The organism is Pseudomonas sp. 382 (assembly GCF_002759075.1).
Lineage (GTDB): Bacteria > Pseudomonadota > Gammaproteobacteria > Pseudomonadales > Pseudomonadaceae > Aquipseudomonas > Aquipseudomonas vlassakiae.
Genome location: NZ_PEMX01000001.1, coordinates 151,902 through 168,706, shown reverse-complemented (window position 1 = coordinate 168,706; position 16,805 = coordinate 151,902). Strand labels below are relative to the sequence as shown.

The following is a 16,805-nucleotide window of genomic DNA, read 5'->3' as shown; positions in this document are numbered from 1 at the left end:
TCGAAGCCATGGATAACCAGCCCCCAACGGAAAAACTGGTAGGACCAGTGCCCTATGCCCTCGACCGCTCCCGGCCAAACGCGCAGGCTGCAAAGCGTCCGGTTTGCCCACAACAACAAAAATTGCCGCTGAGTGAGCCTCATGAACATCCTCTACGACGAACGTGTCGACGGCGCGCTGCCCGCCGTGGATCAGCCCGCGCTGTTACAGGCGTTGCGCGATGCACTCCCCGACCTGGAGATCCTGCATCGGGCGGAAGATCTCAAGCCGTATGAATGCGACGGCCTCTCGGCCTACCGCACTGTGCCGCTGCTGGTGGTGCTGCCCGAACGCCTGGAACAGGTGCAGACCTTGCTCAGGCTCTGCCACCTGCGTGGCGTGCCGGTGGTGGCGCGCGGCGCCGGGACCGGCCTGTCGGGCGGTGCCCTGCCACTGGCCAAGGGCATCCTGCTGGTGATGGCACGCTTCAACCGCATTCTCGAAGTCAACCCGCAAGGGCGTTTCGCCCGGGTGCAGCCCGGTGTACGCAACCTGGCCATTTCCCAGGCGGCCGCGCCCCATGGCCTGTACTACGCACCCGACCCTTCTTCGCAAATCGCCTGCTCGATCGGCGGCAACGTCGCCGAAAACGCCGGTGGCGTGCACTGCCTGAAGTACGGCCTGACCGTGCACAACCTGCTCAAGGTCGAAATCCTCACCGTCGAGGGCGAACGCCTGACCTTGGGCAGCGACGCCCTCGACAGCCCGGGCTTCGACCTGCTGGCGCTGTTCACCGGCTCCGAGGGCATGCTCGGCATCGTTACCGAAGTGACCGTCAAACTGCTGCCCAAACCCCAGGTGGCGCGGGTTCTGCTGGCCAGCTTCGATAGCGTCGAGGACGCCGGCCGCGCCGTAGCCGAGATCATCGCCGCCGGCATCATCCCCGGTGGCCTGGAGATGATGGACAACCTGGCGATCCGCGCCGCCGAGGATTTCATCCACGCCGGCTACCCGGTGGACGCGGCCGCCATCCTCTTGTGCGAGCTGGATGGTGTCGAAGCAGACGTCCAGGATGACTGCGCGCGGGTGGCCGACGTGCTCAAGCAAGCCGGTGCCCGTGAAGTGCGCCTGGCCTGCGACGAAGCCGAGCGTGTGCGCTTCTGGGCCGGGCGCAAGAATGCCTTCCCGGCGGTGGGGCGGATTTCCCCGGACTACTACTGCATGGACGGCACCATCCCGCGGCGCGAGCTGCCACGGGTGCTCAAGGGCATCAGTGAACTGAGCGAGGAATATGGCCTGCGCGTGGCCAACGTGTTCCATGCCGGCGATGGCAACATGCACCCGCTGATCCTGTTCGATGCCAACCTGCCTGGCGAGCTGGAACGCGCCGAGGCCATCGGCGGGCGGATCCTCGAATTGTGCGTGGCGGTGGGCGGCAGCATCACCGGCGAGCACGGCGTAGGCCGCGAGAAGATCAACCAGATGTGCGCGCAGTTCAACAGCGACGAAATCACCCTGTTCCATGCCGTCAAGGCGGCATTCGACCCGCAAGGGCTGCTCAACCCGGGCAAGAACATCCCCACCCTGCACCGCTGCGCCGAGTTCGGTGCGCTGCACGTGCACCACGGGCAATTGCCCTTCCCCGAACTGGAGCGCTTCTGATGAGCATGGACCGCGACATGAGCCCGGACCTGCTCGAACAGGTCAACCAGGCCCTCAACCAGGGCACGCCGCTGCGCATCCAGGGTGGCAACAGCAAGGCCATGCTCGGCCGCCCGGTGGCCGGCGAAATCCTCGATACCCGCAACCACCGGGGCATCGTCAGCTACGACCCGACCGAGCTGGTGCTCACCGCCCGGGCTGGCACGCCGTTGCTGGAGATCGAGGCGGCGCTGCACGAGGCCGGGCAAATGCTGCCCTGCGAACCGCCGCACCTGGGCGCCGAGGCGACCCTGGGCGGCATGGTCGCGGCCGGGTTGTCCGGCCCGCGCCGGCCATGGGCCGGGTCGGTACGTGACTACGTACTCGGCACGCGGGTCATCACCGGGCACGGCAAGCTACTGCGTTTTGGTGGCGAAGTGATGAAGAACGTTGCCGGCTATGACGTCTCGCGGCTGATGGCCGGCAGCTTTGGCTGCCTCGGGGTGTTGACCGAAGTGTCGCTGAAGGTACTGCCACGCCCACGCGAATGCCTCAGCCTGCGCCTGCCGATGGACCGCCACCAGGCCTTGGCCGAACTGGCCGAATGGGGCCAGCAGCCGCTGCCGATAAGCGCCGCCTGCCACGATGGCGAAGCACTGCACCTGCGCCTGGAAGGGGGTGAAGGCTCGGTCCAGTCGGCCCGCCAGCGCCTGGGCGGCGAAGTGCTGGACAGCCGTTTCTGGAGTGACCTGCGCGAACAGCGCCTGGCCTTCTTCTGCGACCCGGCGCCGCTATGGCGGCTGTCGGTCCCGACCGCCAGCGGCGAACTCGACTTGCCGGGGCAGCAGCTCATCGACTGGGGCGGCGCGCAACGCTGGCTGAAGTCGACGGCACCGGTGCAGTTGATCCGCGAACAAGCGGCCAGGGCCGGCGGCCACGCCACCCTCTATGCCCCCGGCGACGACAGCAGCGCGCCGCTGCCAGCGGCGCTGCTGCGCTACCACCTCGCGCTCAAGCAACAACTCGATCCCCAGGGCGTATTCAACCCTGGCCGCCTGTACCCGGAACTGTGAGGCCACGCCCATGCAAACCAACCTGAGCGAAAGCGCCAAGCGCCTGCCCCGCGGCGAGGAAGCCGAAAGCATCCTGCGCACCTGCGTACACTGCGGTTTCTGCACGGCCACCTGCCCGACCTACCAGTTGCTCGGCGATGAACTGGACGGGCCACGGGGGCGTATCTACCTGATCAAGCAGGTGCTCGAAGGCGCGCCGGTCACCGCCAGCACGCAACTGCACCTGGACCGTTGCCTGACCTGCCGCAACTGCGAAACCACCTGCCCGTCGGGGGTCAAGTACCACGACCTGCTGGACATCGGCCGCGCCGTGGTCGAGCAGCGGGTACCGCGCCCGCTCGGCCAGCGCCTGCTGCGCCAGGGCCTGCGCGCAGTGGTGCCACGCCCGGCGCTGTTCAAGGCCCTGACGCGCACGGGCCAAGCCCTGCGGCCGTTGCTGCCGGCCGAACTGAAGAGCAAGCTGCCGGCCCAGGTGACGCCCCCCGGCGAACGGCCCGTGCCCCGCCATGCGCGGCGCATCCTGCTGCTCGAAGGTTGCGTGCAGGCCGCCTTGTCGCCCAATACCAACGCCGCCACCGCGCGCCTGCTGGACCGCCTGGGGATCAGCGTGGAGCCGGCGGCTGAAGCCGGCTGCTGCGGTGCGGTGGACTACCACCTCAATGCCCAGGAACAAGGCCTGGAGCGCGCCCGGCGCAACATCGATGCCTGGTGGCCGGCCATCGAGGCCGGCGCCGAAGCCATCGTGCAGACCGCCAGTGGCTGCGGTGCCTTCGTGCGTGACTACGGTCACCTGCTGGCACACGACCCGCGTTACGCCACCAAGGCTGCACGGGTCAGTGCCCTGTCGCGGGACCTGGTCGAAGTGCTGCGCGACGAACCGGTCGAACAACTCGGCCTGTGCGCCGACCAGCGCCTGGCCTTACATTGCCCTTGCACCCTGCAACATGCGCTCAAGCTCGGCGGCCAGGTCGAAAGCCTGCTGACGCGCCTGGGCTTCACCCTTACCGCAGTGCCGGACGGCCACCTGTGCTGCGGCTCGGCCGGCACCTATTCGCTGACCCAGCCGGTGCTGTCGCGGCAATTGCGCGACAACCGCCTGAACGCGCTGGAAAGCGGCAAACCACAGGTCATCGCTACCGCCAACATCGGCTGCCAGACCCACCTCGACGGGGCCGGGCGCACGCCGGTGCGGCACTGGATCGAAATCGTCGAAGCAGCCTTGAGCCAGGAGAACAGCCATGCATAGCAAACCCGTGATCGGCCAGGCGGAAGTGAGCCGCCTGCTCGCCGCCGCCCGCCAGCAAGCCCAGGCGCAACAGTGGAAGGTGACCATCGCCGTGGTCGACGACGGCGGCCACCCGCTGGCCCTGGAGCGTATGGACGGCTGTGCCCCGTCGAGTGCCTACATAGCCATGGAAAAGGCCCGCAGTGCCGCCCTGGGGCGCAAGGAAACCCGCGACTTCGAGCAAATGGTCAATGGCGGGCGTACCGCCTTTGTCACCGCGCCACTGCTGACCAGCCTGGAAGGCGGCGTGCCCGTGCTGGTCGACGGCCAGGTGGTGGGCGCCGTCGGCGTGTCCGGGGTCAAGCCCGAGCAGGATGCCCAGGTAGCCAAGGCGGGCGTGGCGGCCCTTTGAATCGGCGCCGCACCCTTCGCGGGTGAACCCGCTCCCACAGGGACAGCACAGGTTTCAACGGTTGCTCAGTACCTGTAGGAGCGGCTTTAGCCGCGAAGAGGCCGGCACAAGCAGCACATTCTCTGAATCTGTACACTGAGCGAGAAGACAATGCCCCATCCACTCAAAGTCGCCCCGATCCTGCAACGCTTCATCGAGGATGAAGTGCTGCCTGGCACCGGCATCGACGCCGCCAGCTTCTGGCAAGGCTTCAGCACCCTGGTCCACGACCTGGCCCCACGCAACCGCGAGCTGCTCGCCGAACGCGAGCGCCTGCAGCACGAACTGGACAACTGGCACCGCCAGCACCCGGGCCCGATCCGTGACATGGCTGCCTACCAGGCGTTCCTGCGCCGCATCGGCTACCTCGTTGAAACCCCGCAGCACGTGCGCATCAGCACCAACCAGGTCGACCGCGAAATCGCCGAGCAGGCCGGCCCGCAACTGGTAGTGCCGCTGAGCAATGCCCGCTACGCGCTGAACGCCGCCAACGCCCGCTGGGGCTCGCTGTATGACGCCCTGTACGGTACCGACGCCATCCCCGACAGTGACAGCGCCGGGCGCGGCCAGGGCTACAACCCGGAGCGCGGCGCCAAGGTCATTGCTTTCGGCCGGGAATTCCTCGACCGCTCGGCACCGCTCGCAGGTGCTTCCCACACCGACGCCCAGACCTACACGGTCGACCAGGGCAACCTGTCGGTGACCTTGCGCGATGGCCGCCAGGTCGGCCTCGCGGAGCCTGCGCAGCTGCGCGGCTATCAAGGCCAACCCGGCCAACCAACGGCCATCCTGCTGCAACACCATCGCCTGCATGTCGAAATCCAGGTCGACCCAACCAGCACCATCGGCAAAGCCGACCCCGCCGGGGTCAAGGACATCCTCATCGAAGCGGCGTTGACCACCATCATCGACTGCGAGGACTCGGTGGCGGCAGTGGATGCCGAGGACAAGGTGAATGTCTACCGCAACTGGCTGGGGCTGATGAAGGGCGACCTCAGCGAGCAGGTCAGCAAGGGTGGCGAGACCTTCACCCGCATGCTGGCCAAGGACCGCGAATATCAGGGTGCGGATGGCCAGCCACTGACCCTGCCCGGCCGCTCGCTGCTGTTCATCCGTAACGTCGGCCACCTGATGACCAACCCGGCGATCCACGACCGCGATGGCCGGGAGATCCCCGAGGGCATCCTTGACGCCGTGGTCACCAGCCTGATCGGTCTGCACGACCTCAAGCGTCGCGGCAACTCCCGCGAAGGCAGCCTGTACATCGTCAAGCCGAAGATGCATGGCCCGGCCGAAGTGGCCTTCGCCGACCAACTGTTCGGCCGTGTCGAGGACCTGCTGGGCCTGCCCCGGCACACCTTGAAGATGGGCATCATGGACGAAGAGCGGCGCACCAGCGTCAACCTCGCGGCCTGCATCGCCAGCGCGGGAGCGCGGGTGGTGTTCATCAACACCGGGTTCCTCGACCGCACCGGCGACGAGATGCACAGCGCCATGGAAGCCGGCGCCATGCTGCGCAAGGGCGACATGAAAGGCAGCGCCTGGATCCAGGCCTACGAACGCAGCAACGTGCTGGTGGGCCTGGCCTGCGGCCTGCGCGGCAAGGCGCAGATCGGCAAGGGCATGTGGGCCATGCCTGACCTGATGGCGGCCATGCTCGAGCAGAAGGTCGCCCAGCCCCGCGCCGGCGCCAACACCGCCTGGGTGCCCTCACCGACTGCCGCGACCTTGCATGCGCTGCATTATCACCAGGTGGACGTGCCGGCTGTACAGGCGCAACTGGAAAGCGTCGACCTGAACGCCGAGCGCGAACAGTTGCTGCATGACCTGCTGAGCATCCCGGTCAGCCCGGACCGGCCCTGGAATGCCGAGGATATCCAGGCCGAGCTGGACAACAACTGCCAGGGCATCCTGGGGTATGTCGTGCGCTGGGTGGAGCAAGGCGTCGGGTGCTCGAAGGTGCCGGACATCCACGACGTGGGGTTGATGGAAGACCGTGCCACCTTGCGCATCTCGGCCCAGCACATCGCCAACTGGCTGCATCACGGGGTGGTCGGCAGTGATCAGGTCGAGACGACCTTGCAGCGCATGGCCAAGGTGGTGGACCAGCAAAATGCCGGGGATCCGGCGTACCGGCCGATGGCCGGTAATTTCGCGGGCTCGCATGCATACCGTGCAGCACAGGAGCTGGTGTTCAAGGGGCGTGAGCAACCTGGCGGGTATACCGAGCCGTTGCTGCATGGGTGGCGTTTGAAGTTCAAGCAGGAGGCTGAGCAGTAACAACCTTCGTGGAAATGCCCACCCGCTGCGTAGTGCAGGCTGCGCCGCTGCGGGTCGGCATTCTCACCTTCTTGGGATTCACAGAAAATTCCCACAGCGCATTCCGAAGTGCCTTACTTGCCGCCCTTGGGTCGGTCAAAACATGATCGACGTCTTCGCCACAGAGGACCCTGCGCATGCACCCAGATTCCCGCACCCAGGCCGAACTGCGCAGTGCCCTGCGCGAGCTGCTGGCCCACGACGTCAACAACCCGGACGACGACCCACACCTGTCAGGCGTGCTGTTCTTTTGTGCAACCGACGAATACACCCGGCAACTGGTCGAGCGCATCGAACTGCTTGCCAGCGAGATCTTCTTCGATCCCTGCGGGCGAGCCATCCGCCACCGGATGCGCGCCATCGGCGTGAAGGGCGTGCGCATCAAGCAGAAACGCAAGGCTTCGGCGGATGAAACGGTGATCTGCATCGACCTCAACGACAAGGGCTACATCACGGTGAGCACCGCACGGTTCTGATCCGCTATCCTCAGCACTCTCGTGCCTGGGACAGCGATCATGGAACTGCATATCCGCCTGGACGGCCGCAAAGGCCTGGCCGACCAGCTCTACCAGCAACTGCGCGCCGGCATCGACAGCGGCCACCTGGCCGCCGGCACGCAACTGCCGCCGACCCGGCTGCTGGCCGAGCAACTGGGCGTGTCGCGCAAGACCGTGGCCGAGGCCTATTCGCGGTTGACCTACGACAACCTGCTCAGCGGCGTGGTCGGCCGCGGCACCTTCATCACCCCGCGCCAAGCGCTGCGCACCCATGAACCCTCCACCGTGCCCCTGGCCGCTGCCGCCGCCCTGGAGCGCTGGCAGCAACGCGCCACGGTACTTGCCAGGCGCACCCAGGAAGCCCCGTCGCGCTATGACTTCATCGGCGGTGCCTCGAACAAGGCGCAGTTCCCCTTCGACCAGTGGCGCAGTTGCCTGAACTACGCGCTGCGCCGCAGCCAGCGACACCCCGAGCGGCAGTTTGCCGCCCAGGGCTTGCCCGAACTGCGCGAGGCCATTGCCCGCCATATCGCCTACGCCCGTGGCGTGCATTGCAATGGGGCAGATGTACTGGTGTGCAATGGCGCCCAACAGGCCCTGGACCTGATCGCCCGGGTACTGGTCGAGCCCGGCTGCCAGGTGGCCATGGAAGATCCCGGCTACCCGCCCGCACGCCAGCTGTTCCTCGCCCTGGGGGCAAAGCTGCAATCCGTGCCGGTGGACGATGAGGGACTGTGCGTTTCTCACGTCGCCGAGGGCACTCGGCTGATCTACGTGACGCCTTCGCACCAGTTTCCGCTCGGCATGCCGATGAGCGAGGCCCGCCGTCATGCCTTGCTGGCGCGGGCCGCCGAGCTAGGCGCGTTGATCATCGAGGACGACTACGACTGCGAATTCCGCTACCAGGGCCAGGCCGCCGATGCGCTGCAGCGCCTCGACCGGCAAGGGCTGGTGGCGTATGTCGGGACCTTTTCCAAGACCTTGCTGCCAGAGCTGCGCCTGGGTTACGCGGTGCTGCCTCCGGCAGTGCTCAGCGCCGCCTGCGTGGCCAAGCACCTGAGCGACTGGCACAGCCCGACCTTGCTGCAGTGGGCCCTGGCTCGGTTCATTGGCGAGGGCCACCTGAACAAGCATATCCGCCGCTGCCATGACATCTACAGCGGCCGCCGCGAACGCATACTGGCGCGGCTGGACGGCGACCTGGCGCCCTGGTTCAGCGCCGTGCCCGCCAATGCAGGGTTCCACCTGAGCGCGCTGGCGCGGCCTGGGGTGGATGTCGAGTTGCTGGCCAACCTCGCCCGCAAGGTGGAGGTGGGCCTGTACTCGCTGGCGCCGTTCTTCAGCGAAGCGCCCGTGCGCCAAGGGTTGCTGCTGGGCTTCGGCGCCATCGAGCTGCTGGACATCGACCCGGCACTGGACCGCGTCCGCGATACCTTGCAACGTCTCAGTTGAGCGCCGCCTCGCCAGCCTGCCGCGGCCGGGCGATGGCCGCTGCGTAGCCGCGTGGGGCGAAACAGGCGGTCACCAGCAGCATCGCCAGCACGGTGACGGTCAGCAGCGTCCACGATGCCTGGAAATCACCGCTGACATCCCGCAACCAACCGGTGATGTACGGGATGATGCCGGTGATGATGAAGCCGATGCCCTGCACGAAGGCCGCCAGGCTGCCGGCTTCAGCGGGCGTCTGGAGGTGCTCCAGGGTCAAGGTCAGGCTCAGGCTGAAGCAAGCGCCCAAGCCAAAGCCGATCAGCGCTACCCACAGGCCCATGGCCAGCGTCGGTGCCAGCAGCAAGCCAAGGAAGCCCGCCAGCTGGATCGACAGTGCCAGCCACAAGCCCGGGCGCCGGTCAGCAACGCCGCGCAGCAACAGCGGCAGGCCCAGGGCACCGCACACCTGGAAAATGGTCATCAGGCCGACCAGGCCGCCACCGCCCTGCGCCGTGCCACCGTGCTCCAGGTGGTAGGCCGGTAGCCAGGCGACCATGCTGGTATAGCCGCCATTGATCAGGCCGAAGTACAGCGCCAGCAGCCAGGCCCGCCGCGTGCCGAACCAGTGCCCGCCAGCGGCGCCGGCCAGCTTCGGTGCCTGTGCCCGGGGCCGCAGCACGGCCCAGGCCAGCACCGCCAGCAGCGCCGGGATCGCCCACAAGCCCAGCCCGGCCTGCCAGTGGCCGAAGTACTCGCTGATAGACGGGCCGAGCACCGCAGCCAGGCCGCCGCCACACATCAGCGCCGCCGAGTACAGGCCCATGGTCCCGGCCAGGCGGCCGGGGAACCAGCGATTGACCAAGCCCGGCATCATGCCCTGCACCACCGCCACGCCCAACCCGGCCAGTACCGCACTGGCGATCAGCGCCCAGGCGCTGTCCAGTTGCAGCCGCCACAGGCAGGCCAGGGCAATGGCGCCAAGGCCGGCGAGCATGCCGCCATGTTCGCTGACCCAGCGCCGCAGCCAGGGCTGCAACAACGGCACCAGGCCCATGCACAGTACCGGCAACGCCGTCAGCAATGCCGCCTGCTGGTAGCCCAGCCCGGTGCTGGCGCGCATCGGCTCGAGCAACGGGCCAATACTGGTCAGGATCGGTCTCAGGTTCAATGCCAGCAAGATCACCAGCAACAGGTTCAACGCCCCTCTCATCACGTATCGAAACTCCCAAGCAAGACCCGGCCATTATCCTGTCCAGGCAGTCAGGGAAGAAATGAAGAGATTGGATGCAGGTCAGTGGCCACCTTAATGGCCCGATTGGCCTCCCGGCAAAGCGCGCGATTGGCTATCGGGCCAGTCACCGCTCGGCGCTAAGGTAGCGCCATGTCCACACACATCCCTGGAGCACGTCATGCACAACCGTATCGAATGGGCCAAACACGCGCCGGAGGCCTACAAGGCCATGGTCGGCCTGGAGCAGGCCCTGGCCAAGAGTGGCCTGGAAAACTCACTGCTGGAGCTGGTGCGCCTGCGGGCTTCGCAGATCAACGGCTGCGCCTACTGCGTGAACATGCATGCCAATGACGCGCGCAAGGCCGGCGAGACCGAGGCGCGCTTGCAGACCCTGTGCGCCTGGCAGGACACGAACTATTTCACCCCGCGTGAACGTGCCGCGCTGGCCTGGGTGGAATGCCTGACCCGTCTGCCCGAGCGTGGCGCCCCGCAAGCAGAATACGAAGCGCTGCAGCAGCACTTCGAGCCGGCCGAGCTGGCCAACCTGACCTTGGCCATCGCCACCATCAACGCCTGGAACCGCTTTGGCGTGGGCTTTGCCATGGTTCCAGCCTGAGTGATCCTGTACCGGCCTCTTCGCGGGCTTGCCCGCTCCCACAGGGACACCACAGCTCTCAAGCCTTGTGCAGTACCTGTGGGAGCGGGCAAGCCCGCGAAGAGGCCGGTGCAGGAATGCTCAGGCCAGGGCGCGCCGCCGGGCCAGGCAGGCGTACCCCATCCCCAGCACGCTGAGCATCAATGCCGCGAGCAACCCCACCAACTCGCGGCTGTAGCGTGCCACCAGCGCCGGGAACCCAGTGAATTCACGGTAGACCCGCACAGTGGCCTCGCCACCAGCAAAACTGACACCGATGCCACCCTGGCGAATCTGTGCGTAGTCGGCGTCGAAATACACCCAGACCCGGCACTCGCTGCCCTTCTTGATGGCCGGTATCTCTACCTGCGCCGTCGCCGCCTCGTACAGGGTGTCGTTACCCGACCCATCGCGTACCTGCACCAGGCCCTTGGCCGGCAGCCGGATCTTCACCTCACGCACATCACTGTCGCCACGGGTGTGCAGGTCGATGAGCAAGCCAGTACGGTGGTCGACCAACCCGGCTTCGAAGGGTTTGGCGAACAGCTGCGCATAAGGTGCCTGGGCCAGTTCGATCAGCTTGTCCACCTGATACGGGTTCAATGCGCCGTCGCTGATGGTGTTGATGCGCGGCTGCAACTGCTCGTACTTGAGCTGCGCGTTGGCCCGGCTGATGCGCTCGCTGAACTGGCTGGGATAGGTCAGGTAAGCGTAGGTCAAGGTCGCCTCGAGCCGTGACTGGGGCTTGAGCAGCATATAAGCCACCAGGATGACCATCAGGCCAAGCAGCATGGCGATCAGACGTTTGCCGACTTTGTCCCAACTCAACGGTGCGGTTCCTTCTGTTACGGCACGGAAGATCGAAGCGGCGCAAAGGGTGCCAAGTTCAGTGCCGCCAGGCAAGCACTCAACGGCTCGACAACTGCGGCAGCGATGCCATGAGCATGGCCACCCCCGAGGCGGTCAACAACCCCAGCACCACCCGGCGAAACGCCAGCTCGCTGATTCCCAGGTACACCCGCGTGCCCAGCAGCGCCGGCAGTGCCATGGACAGCAGCACCACAGCGAACGCGGGCAGCATGTCGCGGGTCACCACGCCGGTGCCCAGGTAGGTGAGCATGGTCACCAGCAGCATCGACAGGTTGAAGTTCTGGATCACCGCACGCTGGGTATCACGCTCGAAGCCGCGCAAGGTACACCACAGTGTAGGCACTGTGCCGGTAAAACCACCGATTCCGCCGAGCGCCCCGCCCACCAGGCCCACCGCACCATCGGCCAGGCGGTTGCCCGGCAGCCGTGGCAGGCGCGGCGCCAGCAGCATCAGCGGGCACCACAGCACCAGCAAGGTGCCGAACACCGCCTTGAACCAGAGCATGTCCAGGTACGGCAATACCCACACCCCCAGCGGGATGCCGGCCAGGCCGCCGAGCAAGAACGGCCACAACAACGCCCAGCTGAAGCCGCGTCGCACGCTGAACACGGCGATCAGCTGGCCGGTGAGGCTGCCGAACACGGTCAGCGACGCCGCCAGCCGTGGTTCCAAGCCCCAGGCCCAGAACGACATCGCGACCATGCCGAAGGCAAAGCCGGAAAGGCCCTGGACGAAACCGGCGACGATGGCACCGAGGGCGATGAGGTAGAAGGCATCCATGGGCAATTCAAGCCTGACGTGATCGGCGTCCACCTTGCCAGAGCCGCACATGAATGTCTGCTTCAGATCCAGCTTGACCCAGACAATGCGGTCATTGACGATTATCACTACCCTCATCAAGGACGAAGCTATGTTACGGATACTGGGCAGGGCCTCATCGATCAACGTGCGCAAGGTGCTGTGGGCCTGCGCCGAATTCAACATCCCCTTCACCCGCGAAGACTGGGGCAGCGGCTTCCGGCCCACCGATGCGCCCGAATTCCTCACGCTCAACCCCAACGCCATGGTCCCGGTGATCCAGGACGGCGATTTCACGCTGTGGGAATCCAACAGCATCATCCGCTACCTGGCCAACCGCTATGGCGATGCGGCCTGCTACCCAAGCGAAGCGCAGGCACGGGCGCGCATCGACCAGTGGATCGACTGGCAGGCCTCTGACCTGAACCGGGCGTGGAGTTACCCGTTCATGTCGCGGGTACGCCACTCGCCTGCGCATCAGGATACCCAGGCGCTGGCTGCCGGTTGCGCAGAGTGGGCGCGCTACATGGGCATCCTCGATCGGCAACTGGCTGCGACCGGCGCGTTCGTCGCTTGCGAGCACTTCACCCTGGCCGACATCCCCATCGGCCTGTCGGTGCAGCGCTGGTTCGCCACACCGATCGATCATCCCCAACTGCCCGCCGTGAGTGACTATTACCAACGCCTGAGCCAGCGGCCTGGCTACCTTGCCCATGGACGCAACGGCCTGCCTTGAGCAGGTAGCCGCTGAGCACGCTTCAGAAACCGAGGATGGCGCAGAGCAGGTAGGTGCGCGGCGTGGCGGCCGAACACTCGTGATATGGCGTTGGTCTCGTAGGCCGGCTGGCGAATGCGCAACGCGCTGGCAGTGAAGGCGACTCGGCCCAGGTCGTACTCGGCGCCGACTTCGGCCTGGCGGCTGATGAACAGCGGGAAGATGGTACCGAGCCAAGCTATTTGCGTGCCTTCAGGCAAACGCGGCCAAACGCGAGAGGATGCGCTGCACGTGGCCCCGTTCGATCATGGCCGCCCAATGGCCGTCACAGAACCGTTCACCACGCACGCAGTAGGTCAGCAGGCTCTGCAGTTGGGGCAAGGTGGCCTGGGCGATGGTGTCAGGGGCGCTGAGCAGGTGGTCGGCGGTGGGCCGGTAATTGACGTCGATCCAGCAGTCCCTGCCGGCCTCCTGGTAAAACGCGCTGACCACCGTTTCATAATCGGGCCAAAGGCTGCCTTCCTGGAGGGTGTAGGTCTTGATCGCTACGCCATTGGGGTAGAGCTGGGCCTGGTAGCACAGCAAGGCTTCGATATCGGCCTGGGTGGGATGCATGGTGATTTCCTTATCGGCACCCGGCAAGTCTACACAAACGGGGCTGCTTTGCAGCCCACTGTTCGTTACGCCGTCTGCTGCACCGGCACTGCCGGCCGCGATCGCCAGGCGATGGTCAGCAGTAGCCCCAGCAGCGCCATCCCTGCCCCGGCAAACGACACCGCCGAGTATCCCAAGCCGGCGTTGATCACCGCGCCGCCCAGCGCCGCACCAATCGCATTGCCCAGGTTGAACGCGCCAATGTTCACCGCCGAGGCCAAGTTGGGCGCGTCCTTGGCGGCATCCATCACGCGCATCTGCAGCGGCGGCACCAGGGCGAAACTGGCAATGCCCCAGATCAGGATGGCCAGCGCCGTCGGCAGCGACCAGCCAAGCATCGCCGGGAACACCAGCAGCACTGCAATCAACACCAGCAACGACACGATCAAGGTACGCTCGACCGAGCGATCCGCGGCCTTGCCGCCCCACGCGTTGCCCAAGGTCAGGCCAATGCCGAACAGCACCAGCATGGCGGTGATGAAGGTCGTGGAAGCCTGCGCCTGGCTGTGAAGGATCGGTGCAATGTAGGTGAACACGGTGAACATCGCGCTGGAGCCGACCACGGTCAGGGTCAGCGCCGCCAGCACCGGCCCACGCCCCAGCACACGGATTTCGGCCATCACACCTGCGCTCTTGGGCAGCGGCACACTGGGCAGCGCGAACCACAGCGAAGCCATCGCCACCAGGCCCAGGCCGGCAATGCCCCAGAACGCCGTACGCCAGCCGAGCAGCTCTGCGAACCAAGTGGCCAGCGGCACACCGCCAATGGTGGCAAGGGTCAGGCCCATGAACATGGCGGCCACCGCCCCTGCCCGCTTCTCGGGCGGCACCACGCTGGCCGCCACCACCGAGCCGACGCCAAAGAACGCGCCATGGTTGAGCGAGGTCACCACCCGTGCAATCAGCAGGCTCTGGTAATCGGTGGCCAGGGCCGAAAGCAGGTTGCCCAGGGTAAAGATGGCCATCAACCCGATCAGCAGGTAGCGCCGCGGCACTTTGCCGGTGGCCAGGGTCATCAACGGGGCACCGATCAGCACACCTAGCGCGTAGGCACTGACCAGCAGGCCTGCCGCCGGGATCGACACGCCGAGGTCGCTGGCAATGCCGGGCAGCATGCCCATGGGGGCGAACTCGGTCACACCGATGCCGAAGGCACCGATGGCGAGCGCGACGAGAGGGGGATTGATACGCATACAAGGCTCCTTATCTATGACGGGAATGCTACGATCAGACTTTTGAATGCACTAGACCGGTTTCCCGGTAACCACCTTTGCGCTGGAGGCACAGATGGATTTCAACGGGCGATCCGGGGAGATGGAGGTTTTTGCCAAGGTGGTGGATGCCGGCAGCCTGTCTGCCGCGGCCCGCGAGCTGGGCCTGACACCCTCGGCGGTGAGTCGCATCATCGCCCGCGCCGAGCAGCGCCTGGGTACCCGCCTGCTGCTGCGCACCACCCGGGCGATCACCCTCACCACCGAGGGTGAGGCGTACCTGCGCGGGGCGCGGCGCATCCTGGCCGACCTGCTGGAAGTCGAAGAGGCGATCACCGATCAGGGCGTGCCGCGCGGGCGCTTGCGGGTCAGCGCGGCGCTGGGGCATGGGCGGCAGACGATGGTGCCGTTGCTGACGGCGTTCAGCGCGTTGTATCCGCAGGTGCTGGTGGACCTGACGCTGAGCGATGAAATCGCCGATATCCATGGCGGTCAGGCCGACGTGGCGCTGCGCTTCGGCCAGCTGCCAGACAGCTCGCTCAGTGCACGCTGCATCGGTCATACCGGCCAGGTGGTGGTCGCTTCGCCCGACTACCTGTCACGCTGTGGCGCGCCGCAGGTGCCGGAGGACCTGGCGCAGCACAACTGCCTGCGCTTCAACTTCCGGCGTGCAGCACCGGATTGGCCGTTTCGCCGGGCGGGGGAGGATTTTTCACTGAAAGTGACGGGGAATATCGAGTGCAGCAGTGGCGAGGCGTTGGCGCAGCTGGCCAGGCTGGGGGCGGGCATTGCCCGGATCGGGACCTTTACCGTAGCCGATGAGCTGAAAAACGGACAACTGGTAGCGCTACTGGAAGACTACAACCCAGGCGACCGCGAACCGCTGCATGCGGTATTCGTCGGCGGGCCGGCGATGCCGGCACGGGTGCGGGTGTTCGTGGATTTTCTGGTGGAGCATCACCAGGGCTGGCCGTTGCTGTCGGCCTGAACAGGCTGCCTGCAGGGCCTTGGCCATGCGCTATCGATTCATGCACCGCTCATAACGCTCGTCCACCCGCCCCGGCAAACCAGGCGGTCGTCAGCTTACGGGTGATCTTCGGGCTTTTCAGCTCGATCCCCGGCAGCACGGCCCGCGGCAGCGGCTTGCCCGCAGCCGCATCGGCCAGGGCAAACACCCCGCTGTACAGCTTGCTGTCCTCGAACGCCAGGCTGTCACCGAGCTCCAGCTGGTTGCGGATCTGTGTGTTGCGCAGCCCCAGCTTGACCCCGAGCTTGCGCGCCGCCTGCTCAGTGCTGCCGGGCATGATCGAACCGGGGGCGACCAGGTCGCCATCCAGCGCCAGGGATGCCCCCGTGACCTTGCTCAAGGCAGCCTGGAACGCGGCATTGCGGCTGGCGTACCACCCCGCGTTGAAATCAGCGAAGCGGTACAGCTGGCGCTCGTAATGCACCGGATAGCCGAGCAGATGGGCAATACCGAAGTACATGCCCCCACGGCGGCTGAAGACTTCCTGGCGAAGGGTGCCGTCATAGGTGTAGGGATAATCCTTGGCGTGCTTTTCGGCGAAGTCAATGCTGACCTGCATCGGCCCGCCGGTGTGCACAGGGTTCAAGCCGTCCAGCAAGGTCTTGCCCAACGGCAAGCGCGCGATGAACTCGTCGTACAGCGCGCTCAGTTGCTTCTCGCTGCGCACTGCCAGCAGGCGCTGCTGGTAGCTCTGGCCATTGCCTGAAGGCGTCTTCAGTGCAGCGTCGACCAGCAGCTTGGGAATGTGCAGGCGCGCCGCACGGCGGTCGATTTCCTCACGGGCGATGCGCCCGAGGCCGGGCACTTGCGGGTCAGCATTGAAGGTCGACTCCTGCTCGGTCACCGCCAGCACCGCGCACAGGTTGCGCTTGCTCGGCGCAATGCGCTGGGCCTCGAACGCCACCTGGATATCCCTGGCCCAGCCTTCGCGGTCCCTGGCCTGGGCCGGCAGCAGGCGCATCAGCTGAGCGCGAACCTTGGCCGGGTCGGCCTCCGGCTCTTCCTCGCGGCGCCCGGCGCACCCCTGCAACAGCGCCAGGGCCATCAGCCC

15 protein-coding genes and 1 pseudogene are annotated in these 16,805 nt (G+C 66.3%); 10 read left to right on the top strand and 6 right to left on the bottom strand.

What is annotated here, in order from left to right; translation table 11 throughout:
• The first annotated feature begins 141 nt into the window (after window positions 1-141).
• The 7 genes from glcD to CQW31_RS00840 all read left to right on the top strand — a co-directional run bounded on the left by glcD (window position 142) and on the right by CQW31_RS00840 (window position 8,637).
• The gene (gene glcD / locus CQW31_RS00870; protein WP_054887082.1) at window positions 142-1,641 is read left to right on the top strand and encodes a glycolate oxidase subunit GlcD; all 1,500 of its coding nucleotides are present in this window, start codon (window positions 142-144) and stop codon (window positions 1,639-1,641) included.
• Entirely contained in the window at window positions 1,641-2,693 is a 1,053-nt protein-coding gene (gene glcE / locus CQW31_RS00865; RefSeq protein ID WP_054887083.1) for a glycolate oxidase subunit GlcE, read from the top strand. Before glcD ends, glcE begins: the two co-directional genes overlap by 1 nt.
• A gap of 10 nt (window positions 2,694-2,703) precedes the next feature.
• Complete coding sequence (glcF, locus tag CQW31_RS00860; protein ID WP_099813470.1) at window positions 2,704-3,939, top strand: glycolate oxidase subunit GlcF; 1,236 nt, start codon at window positions 2,704-2,706, stop codon at window positions 3,937-3,939.
• Complete coding sequence (locus CQW31_RS00855) at window positions 3,932-4,330, top strand: heme-binding protein (RefSeq protein ID WP_054887085.1); 399 nt, start codon at window positions 3,932-3,934, stop codon at window positions 4,328-4,330. The genes glcF and CQW31_RS00855 overlap by 8 nt, the downstream gene beginning before the upstream one ends.
• 150 nt (window positions 4,331-4,480) lie before the next feature.
• A complete protein-coding gene (locus CQW31_RS00850; protein WP_099813469.1) occupies window positions 4,481-6,649 on the top strand; it encodes a malate synthase G in 2,169 nt (722 codons plus the stop codon).
• A gap of 176 nt (window positions 6,650-6,825) precedes the next feature.
• Window positions 6,826-7,164: a hypothetical protein gene (locus CQW31_RS00845; RefSeq protein ID WP_054887087.1), complete on the top strand. Its 339-nt coding sequence runs from the start codon at window positions 6,826-6,828 to the stop codon at window positions 7,162-7,164.
• 39 nt (window positions 7,165-7,203) lie between these two features.
• A complete protein-coding gene (locus CQW31_RS00840; protein WP_099813468.1) occupies window positions 7,204-8,637 on the top strand; it encodes a PLP-dependent aminotransferase family protein in 1,434 nt (477 codons plus the stop codon).
• On the opposite strand, the gene CQW31_RS00835 is transcribed toward CQW31_RS00840, so the two are convergent.
• A complete protein-coding gene (locus CQW31_RS00835) occupies window positions 8,630-9,823 on the bottom strand; it encodes a cyanate transporter (RefSeq protein WP_099813467.1) in 1,194 nt (397 codons plus the stop codon). The genes CQW31_RS00840 and CQW31_RS00835 overlap by 8 nt on opposite strands.
• Window positions 9,824-10,022: 199 nt before the next feature.
• Between CQW31_RS00835 and CQW31_RS00830 the strand changes: the two genes are divergently transcribed.
• Complete coding sequence (locus CQW31_RS00830) at window positions 10,023-10,460, top strand: carboxymuconolactone decarboxylase family protein (protein ID WP_099813466.1); 438 nt, start codon at window positions 10,023-10,025, stop codon at window positions 10,458-10,460.
• A gap of 120 nt (window positions 10,461-10,580) precedes the next feature.
• Here CQW31_RS00830 and CQW31_RS00820 read toward each other — a convergent pair whose 3' ends face one another.
• Window positions 10,581-11,306, bottom strand: coding sequence for a hypothetical protein (locus CQW31_RS00820; RefSeq protein ID WP_054887091.1), 726 nt, complete (start codon window positions 11,304-11,306; stop codon window positions 10,581-10,583).
• 79 nt (window positions 11,307-11,385) lie between these two features.
• A complete protein-coding gene (locus CQW31_RS00815; RefSeq protein ID WP_249341995.1) occupies window positions 11,386-12,246 on the bottom strand; it encodes a sulfite exporter TauE/SafE family protein in 861 nt (286 codons plus the stop codon).
• 13 nt (window positions 12,247-12,259) lie between these two features.
• On the opposite strand from CQW31_RS00815, the gene CQW31_RS00810 reads away from it, so the two are divergent.
• Window positions 12,260-12,883 (top strand): glutathione S-transferase family protein, encoded by a 624-nt coding sequence (locus tag CQW31_RS00810; protein ID WP_099813465.1) that lies wholly within the window; start codon window positions 12,260-12,262, stop codon window positions 12,881-12,883.
• A gap of 231 nt (window positions 12,884-13,114) precedes the next feature.
• Here the strand turns inward: CQW31_RS00810 and CQW31_RS00800 are convergent, their stop codons facing one another.
• Together CQW31_RS00800 and CQW31_RS00795 are read right to left on the bottom strand one after the other, a co-directional pair.
• Window positions 13,115-13,477 (bottom strand): DUF6508 domain-containing protein, encoded by a 363-nt coding sequence (locus tag CQW31_RS00800; RefSeq protein ID WP_099813464.1) that lies wholly within the window; start codon window positions 13,475-13,477, stop codon window positions 13,115-13,117.
• Between the two features lie 65 nt (window positions 13,478-13,542).
• Window positions 13,543-14,709 carry an MFS transporter gene (locus CQW31_RS00795; RefSeq protein ID WP_054887095.1) on the bottom strand — a complete coding sequence of 389 codons (1,167 nt, stop codon included), beginning with the start codon at window positions 14,707-14,709 and terminating at the stop codon, window positions 13,543-13,545.
• 94 nt (window positions 14,710-14,803) lie between these two features.
• Between CQW31_RS00795 and CQW31_RS00790 the strand changes: the two genes are divergently transcribed.
• The gene (locus CQW31_RS00790) at window positions 14,804-15,715 is read left to right on the top strand and encodes a LysR family transcriptional regulator (protein WP_099813463.1); all 912 of its coding nucleotides are present in this window, start codon (window positions 14,804-14,806) and stop codon (window positions 15,713-15,715) included.
• A 30-nt stretch (window positions 15,716-15,745) separates the two neighbouring features.
• Here CQW31_RS00790 and CQW31_RS00785 read toward each other — a convergent pair.
• A pseudogene (locus CQW31_RS00785) lies at window positions 15,746-16,799 on the bottom strand (DUF1615 domain-containing protein).
• Window positions 16,800-16,805: the final 6 nt, after the last annotated feature.

What these genes read in the sequence shown, in the direction of transcription:
- CQW31_RS00830 (WP_099813466.1), top strand. Translation starts at nt 10,023, where the DNA reads ATGCACAACCGTATCGAATGGGCCAAACACGCGCCGGAGGCCTACAAG.
- glcD (WP_054887082.1), top strand. Translation starts at nt 142, where the DNA reads ATGAACATCCTCTACGACGAACGTGTCGACGGCGCGCTGCCCGCCGTG.
- CQW31_RS00810 (WP_099813465.1), top strand. Translation starts at nt 12,260, where the DNA reads ATGTTACGGATACTGGGCAGGGCCTCATCGATCAACGTGCGCAAGGTG.
- CQW31_RS00800 (WP_099813464.1), bottom strand. Translation starts at nt 13,477, where the DNA reads ATGCATCCCACCCAGGCCGATATCGAAGCCTTGCTGTGCTACCAGGCC.
- CQW31_RS00855 (WP_054887085.1), top strand. Translation starts at nt 3,932, where the DNA reads ATGCATAGCAAACCCGTGATCGGCCAGGCGGAAGTGAGCCGCCTGCTC.
- CQW31_RS00795 (WP_054887095.1), bottom strand. Translation starts at nt 14,709, where the DNA reads ATGCGTATCAATCCCCCTCTCGTCGCGCTCGCCATCGGTGCCTTCGGC.
- glcE (WP_054887083.1), top strand. Translation starts at nt 1,641, where the DNA reads ATGAGCATGGACCGCGACATGAGCCCGGACCTGCTCGAACAGGTCAAC.
- glcF (WP_099813470.1), top strand. Translation starts at nt 2,704, where the DNA reads ATGCAAACCAACCTGAGCGAAAGCGCCAAGCGCCTGCCCCGCGGCGAG.
- CQW31_RS00850 (WP_099813469.1), top strand. Translation starts at nt 4,481, where the DNA reads ATGCCCCATCCACTCAAAGTCGCCCCGATCCTGCAACGCTTCATCGAG.
- CQW31_RS00835 (WP_099813467.1), bottom strand. Translation starts at nt 9,823, where the DNA reads ATGAGAGGGGCGTTGAACCTGTTGCTGGTGATCTTGCTGGCATTGAAC.
- CQW31_RS00845 (WP_054887087.1), top strand. Translation starts at nt 6,826, where the DNA reads ATGCACCCAGATTCCCGCACCCAGGCCGAACTGCGCAGTGCCCTGCGC.
- CQW31_RS00815 (WP_249341995.1), bottom strand. Translation starts at nt 12,246, where the DNA reads ATGAGGGTAGTGATAATCGTCAATGACCGCATTGTCTGGGTCAAGCTG.
- CQW31_RS00840 (WP_099813468.1), top strand. Translation starts at nt 7,204, where the DNA reads ATGGAACTGCATATCCGCCTGGACGGCCGCAAAGGCCTGGCCGACCAG.
- CQW31_RS00790 (WP_099813463.1), top strand. Translation starts at nt 14,804, where the DNA reads ATGGATTTCAACGGGCGATCCGGGGAGATGGAGGTTTTTGCCAAGGTG.